Annotated in this window: 6 protein-coding genes; 3 read left to right on the top strand and 3 right to left on the bottom strand. The window is 29.8% G+C overall.

Features of this window, described 5'->3' with window-relative positions; genetic code table 11:
* Positions 1–709: 4Fe-4S binding protein (locus ACXJIE_RS00805; protein WP_456479082.1), on the bottom strand; the 709-nt coding region annotated here is incomplete at its 3' end.
* A 136-nt stretch (positions 710–845) separates the two neighbouring features.
* On the opposite strand from ACXJIE_RS00805, the gene ACXJIE_RS00800 reads away from it, so the two are divergent.
* The 3 genes from ACXJIE_RS00800 to ACXJIE_RS00790 are packed head-to-tail and all read left to right on the top strand — an operon-like array spanning position 846 to position 4094.
* Positions 846–1943 (top strand): ABC transporter substrate-binding protein, encoded by a 1098-nt coding sequence (locus ACXJIE_RS00800; RefSeq protein ID WP_456479081.1) that lies wholly within the window; start codon positions 846–848, stop codon positions 1941–1943.
* Positions 1940–3430, top strand: coding sequence for a sensor histidine kinase (locus tag ACXJIE_RS00795; RefSeq protein ID WP_456479080.1), 1491 nt, complete (start codon positions 1940–1942; stop codon positions 3428–3430). Before ACXJIE_RS00800 ends, ACXJIE_RS00795 begins: the two co-directional genes overlap by 4 nt.
* The gene (locus tag ACXJIE_RS00790; protein ID WP_456479079.1) at positions 3417–4094 is read left to right on the top strand and encodes a response regulator; all 678 of its coding nucleotides are present in this window, start codon (positions 3417–3419) and stop codon (positions 4092–4094) included. Before ACXJIE_RS00795 ends, ACXJIE_RS00790 begins: the two co-directional genes overlap by 14 nt.
* Here the strand turns inward: ACXJIE_RS00790 and ACXJIE_RS00785 are convergent.
* Together ACXJIE_RS00785 and ACXJIE_RS00780 are read right to left on the bottom strand one after the other, a co-directional pair.
* On the bottom strand, positions 4072–5451 hold the full coding sequence (locus tag ACXJIE_RS00785) for a transporter substrate-binding domain-containing diguanylate cyclase (protein WP_456479078.1): 1380 nt from the start codon (positions 5449–5451) through the stop codon (positions 4072–4074). The two genes, ACXJIE_RS00790 and ACXJIE_RS00785, sit on opposite strands and share 23 nt — an antisense overlap.
* A 73-nt stretch (positions 5452–5524) precedes the next feature.
* Positions 5525–6258: IS982 family transposase (locus ACXJIE_RS00780; protein ID WP_456479077.1), on the bottom strand; the 734-nt coding region annotated here is incomplete at its 5' end.

Here is a 6258-nt window from a genome sequence, read left to right as displayed (position 1 = left end):
CGTCGCAGTCGATGTGTGAAAAGAGCAGTTTTTTTTCTTCGTCTATTTTCATTATTGCGTTAGTAGGGCAAACATCTACGCAGTTTCCGCAGGTTTCTGCTAATACCCTGCCGTTATATTGGCATATATTGACATCATAAGTGATAAAATTTCTGTATTTGTATATTCCTGTTCTTTTATTTAATATTTCTTGTGCTTTTTCTATGCCGATATCTAAAGGGTCGATTATTCCTCTTTGTTTGTATGCAATTTCGGGAGCGTTAAACCATACGGCCTGATCCACAACCAAAGGAATAATTTCCCCGTTTTTGTCAATTGTAAATTCAAGGTTTCCTATAGTGCCTTTAATTTCTTTTATCCATTCGGGAAGTGCATAGTAAACTTCGAAATTTTCAGGGTTTATTTTTTCGGCTTCTTCTTTTGTGCCTATTATAAGCAGTCTGTTTCCGATTTCTTTTTGGTATTCGTTGTATTTTGCACTGTCGAATTTAACAGCCCTTATTTCATAAAGTTTAGAGATTGCATCTATTTTATCCAAAACGATGTCTTTTGAATTTTTTATGTAAAAATCAATTTCGGGAGCGTAAATTTCACATTCTATTTTCTTAGAGTTAGATATAATTGCTTTTGTGGAAGTATCGTTTGTATGAATTATGTTTTCCGGAAGTGGAAAATCGAGCTCATTTGAAAAATATACGAATTCATTCATTGCGAACCTTTTGTATTTGATTAAAAGCATTATAACACTTAAAACCTTAAATTAAGCTTAAATGGTAAAATAAATATATAATATCAAGCACTTTATTGGCACGTTTTTTGGTTTTAATAATATGAAAGGTATGAAGATGAAAAGAATATTTATTTTTTTGCCGTTAATTTTACTTATGGGTTTTTATTTGTATACAGCATCTAAAAAAGAATATATTATAGGCTCGTCCCTGCCGCTTAAAGGTATAATGTCTGATATGGGACAATCCGTAAAAACGGGAACTGAAGTCAGTTTTGAAAAATATGGGGGCGGACTTAAAGGTAAAATCAAATATCTTTTTTTAGACGACAGGTACGAGCCTAAACTTACAAAAGAAAATATAAAAAAACTTTATGATAATAATCTTTTTTTGCTTTACGGAATAGTGGGAACACCGACGGTAAAAGAGATTTTACTTTTTCTGAACGACAATTCAATTTTTCTGTATGCGCCTTTTACCGGAGCGGAGTTTTTAAGAAACAATAAAAACGTCTTAAATTTCAGGGCTTCATATAAAGACGAAATAAGAAAAATAATAAATTACCTTTTAGACAGAAACATTATAAAAATTGCCGTCTTTTACCAAAACGACGAATACGGAAACGAAATATACTATGATACTTATGAAATTTTGAAAAAAAGAAATCTAAATTTATTGACGGCTGGGGCATATAAAAGAAACACTTTTTTTATAACTTCGGCGTTAAACGAAATAGCAAAAACCAAACCTCAGGCTATAATAATGGGAAGTACGTCAAAAGTGAGTGCTTTGTTTATTAAAAAATACAGACAAATAGATCCCGATGCTGTGTTTTGCACGGTATCGTTTGTTAATCCCGACAGTTTAGTAAAACTTCTTAAAAACAGAGATAATTTAATTTTTTCGGAAGTTGTGCCGTATTATAACGACAAATCAATAAAAGAAGCGGTCTTGTTTGAAAAGGATTTTAAAAAATTTTATCCGAATAAAAAACCTTCGTTTTTTGCGTTTGAAGCCTATCTTGCAAATAAGATTCTTTTAAGGGCTTTTGAAAAGCTTACTTTTCCGTATACGCCTTCTCATTTGGTGGAAATTATAAAAAACACTCCCCGAAATTTTTTAAAAGGCATTAAAATAGAGTATAAAAACAATCAGCTTTTAAACAAAACGTATCTTTTTAAATATAAAAACAACACTTTTAAAGAGTTAAAATGAATACCAGGTTTTTAGACAGGCTCGGATTTTTTACAAAAACGAAACTTTTGATATTTGTAATATTTTTTTCAATGATAACGATTATTGTTTCATCGCAGTATTCTATATTTATTTTTAAAAACGACATCGACACCCTTTTTCAAAAAAGAACCGTGCCTGTTGTAAAACTTGAAAATATAAAGGATTTATACAAAATAAACGTTTTTGAAACAGTTAATCAATATAAAAGCGGTGAAATAAACCTCAATCAGGCAAAAGAAGTGATTGCGCTTGCAAAAGAACTTTTGGATAAAGAGTGGGAGTGTTATTTTCAAACACAGTATCCAAAAACGGGATTTGAATCGCTTGTAATTGAAAACGTTTTGAAACTTAGAAAAAGGATAAATTCTCAGATTAAAAAATTTTTAAATACATCTCAGGTTGATTTTAAAGAGCTTAAAAACGATGTAAACACTATCAATATTTATTTGTCCGAGCTTATTAATTTTAATATAAAAAAAGCCATCGAGCAAAAAGTTAAAACGGATAAAAGATTTTCATTTGTAATCAAAGCTTCAGTATTCAGTATTGTTGTGGTGTTTGTATTCAGTATTACGCTCATAATTTTAATAGTGGAAAATTTTAAAAAGGTTCATATCGACCTTGAAGAAAAAGTAAAAATTAAAACAAAAGAATTGGAAGAGATTAATAAAAACCTTGAAAAAAGAATAAAAAAAGCCGTAGAAGAAAACAGACGCAAAGATAAAATAATGTTTCAGCAAAGCAAGCTTGCGGCAATGGGTGAAATGCTTCAAAACATAGCCCATCAGTGGAGGCAGCCGCTAGGAAGTATTTCGCTTATTTTACAGTCTATTAAATTAAAAAACGAAATGAACAGATTGACTCCGGAATTTATAAATAAAAAGACGGATGAAGCATTGCTTCTTGCAGAGAATATGTCAAAAACGATTGACGATTTTAAAAATTTTTTCAGACCCGATAAAACCAAAAAGACACTTAGTATCAAAGAATGTATTTGCCATTCAAAACAACTTGTTTCTCATATGCTTGAAAAATATAAGATTAAAATGGATGTGAATATCAAAGAAGACGTCACTATTTTAGGATATAAAAACGAACTTTCACATGTATGCTTGAATGTTTTAAATAATGCAATAGATTCATTAAAAAAAAGCAGTGTTGAACATAAAAAGATACTGATTATAGTAAAAAAAGAAAAAAAGGGTATAATTATCAGTATAATAGACAACGGCGGAGGTATTAAAGAGGAAAACCTTGAAAAAATATTCGAGCCTTATTTTACTACAAAACTGAAAGACAAAGGCAGCGGGATAGGGCTTTATATGGCAAAACAGATTATTGAAGAACACATGGGCGGAAAGATAAAAGCCCTTAATATAAAGCACAAAATGGGAACGGATGTTATGTATAATTGTGCAATGTTTGAAATCACTTTGCCTATAAAGGAAAATGATGAAAAATTATGATATTTTAAAAGAATTTAATATTTTGTATATTGAAGATGATACAAGTTTACTTAAAAATTTAAGTGAAATTCTTGAAGATTTTGTCAAAAACATTTATACTGCGGATAATACTACCGAAGCTTATAAAATTTTAAAAGAAAAACATATTGATGTAATTATTAGCGATATTTTAATCGGAGATAAAAATGGACTTGAATTCATTTCTTTTCTAAAACAAAACGGAATTGAAGTCCCTTTTATCCTGACAACCGCTTATACCGAAACCGATTATCTTCTTGACGCTATAAAACTTAAAGCCGTAAATTACCTCGTAAAACCTATTAAAATAAAAGAACTGCTTGACAGTTTGTATGAAATTTTACTTCCTAAATATCAGGAAAAAGAGCTTGTTAATAATACGTTGCTGTTCAAAATAGCATCAATTGTATGCGAAAGTAAACAGTTAGAGGTCATAAAAATGATTGTAAAAAGTATCGACGATGATTATACGTTTTCACTTTCTTATAACGATATTATGGAAAAAATCAATATCAGTAAACCTACTTTAATAAAGTTATTCAAAGATTTACAAGATAAGGAAGTTATTCAAAAACTCCCTAAAAGAAAATATAAAATTAATGTAAATAAACTTGATGAGCTGTTTAAACATTCAAATCTGAAATGATTTTATTTCTGCCTCTTTTTTTTGCTTCATACATAAGCGAATCAACCCTTGTTAAAAATGAATCGCTGTTATCTTCAGGTTTCAGTTCCGTAACACCAAAACTACAAGTTAATGTATCGATATATTTAAATTTATTTTTTTCTATAATTGATTTTAACTTTTGTGCTACGTTTAATGCTTGGTTTAGTGAAGTGTTAGGAAGAATTACAATAAATTCTTCTCCACCCCATCTGCCGAAAATATCGTATTCTCTTATATGTTGTTTGATTAAACCTGTAATTTCTTTAAGTATTTCATCACCTGCTTTATGGCCGAAAGTGTCGTTTATTTTTTTAAAGTGGTCAATGTCAAAAAATATAATGCTAAGAGGAGTGTGGTATCTTTTGGCGTAAGCTATTTGTTGTTTAATTGTGGTGTCGATTTTGTATCTGTTAAATATGCCTGTTAATGAATCAATGATAGAAAGTTTTTGGAGTTTTTTTTCTGTTTCTTTTCTTTTTTTAATCTCTTTTTTTAATAATCCGTTCCAGTAAATTAATGCGGCGATTATTATAATTGAAACAAATATTATCGCAAATATTTGTTTAAAAGAATAGCCTTCCTGATAAGTTACATGTATCCATTTTCTGTAAATTTGCTGTTTCTGTCTTTCGCTAATGGTATCGATTGCTTTGTTTATTGCTGAGACTAAAAGAGAATTGTCAATAGAGAGCATAAAACGCAGTTTAAATTCCAATGGTGTTTTCCCGGAGATTTTGAGATTGGCAAATTCATATTTATTGATATTGTAAACTAAAACAGGCATAATGTCTATTGCCGCAAAAGCTTTGCCGGAAGAGACCATTTCAAGAGCTTTTTTAATGTTTTCGGTTTCAATTATTTTAAAATCTGGATAACTGTTTTTTAAAAGATGGGCAACAGTATAATTTTTACCGACCGCTATAGTTTTATTTTTTAAAAACAGCATTGAACCTATGAAACCTATATCGTTTCTTGTGGCTATGGCGATGGGAAACATTGCGTATGGTTTTGAGAATAGGGTGAAACTTTTTTGAGGGGTTTTATCTGTACCTATTGTGATGTCGGCTTTTTTGTTTTTAATGGCATTTAATACCTCCGACCAGTTTGAAGCAATAATACACTTACTTTTTATATGAAGCTTATTTTTTATTAAATTCCAAAAATCTACAGAAATACCTTCGAGTTTATTATTTTGAAAAGTATTAAAAGGTGCCCACGTTGCGGTTGTGATACATTTGAAAGTATGAGAAGAAATATATTTTTTTTCTTCTTTTGTTAAATTTACATCGTTTGCGAACAAAACCAAAGCACACAACAAAATAAGCAACTTTTTCATAAAAAGCCTTGATATACTTGATATATATATTACATTATTATAATATAAATTTAATTAAAAATAACCCAAATTGCTAGTTAAAAAGCGAATTTTGTTTTTGTTTGTCCAGTTTCAAAAAGCAATCAATACTGTAAGCTAAAATAAAGAGCTTGAGCTTTGTTAAAAAGCCGCCAATAGAGGTTGCTTTTATAACTTTGCCGAATTTGGCAGTAATCATAGAAAAAACAGTTTCAACACCTTTTCTTATTTTTCTTTTTACCGCATATTCACTGTCTTTTTGCATATTGTTTCTAAAAATCGGTGATAAGGTAATATCTAAATTTTTTAAAAAGTTTTCGAGCTTACCTGAAACATATCCTTTATCCCCAATTACAACGGCACCTCTTGAAAGATACGGTAACAGATGATAAGATGCTGTTACATCATGCATTGAACCTTCAGATATAAAAAAATGTATCGGTTCTTTATTTGTTGTTACCACCATATGTACTTTAAATCCGTAAAAAAATTTTTTCTTTGAAGCATTATATCCTTTTAAACCGATATTATTCCATAAATTCACCTGTTTCTCTCTTGTTATATCACACAGTTCAACCGGAAATGAATCAACAGAGTATATCTGCGTATCCTCAAGTTTCATAAACAGTTTAGAAAGCCAGTTAAAAAGCTTTTCAATTATTTTTTCCAGATGATTGATTCTTCGGATAAATCTTGAATATTCAGGCATCTTTACAAACCTTAGCATTTTACAATAGTTATATGCTTTATAGTAATTCCCGTTAAAATCACTCACTGCAATATATCCTA

The sequence above is a fragment of the Nautilia sp. genome (assembly GCF_053994455.1).
This window is presented reverse-complemented; position numbering and strand designations above follow the sequence as displayed.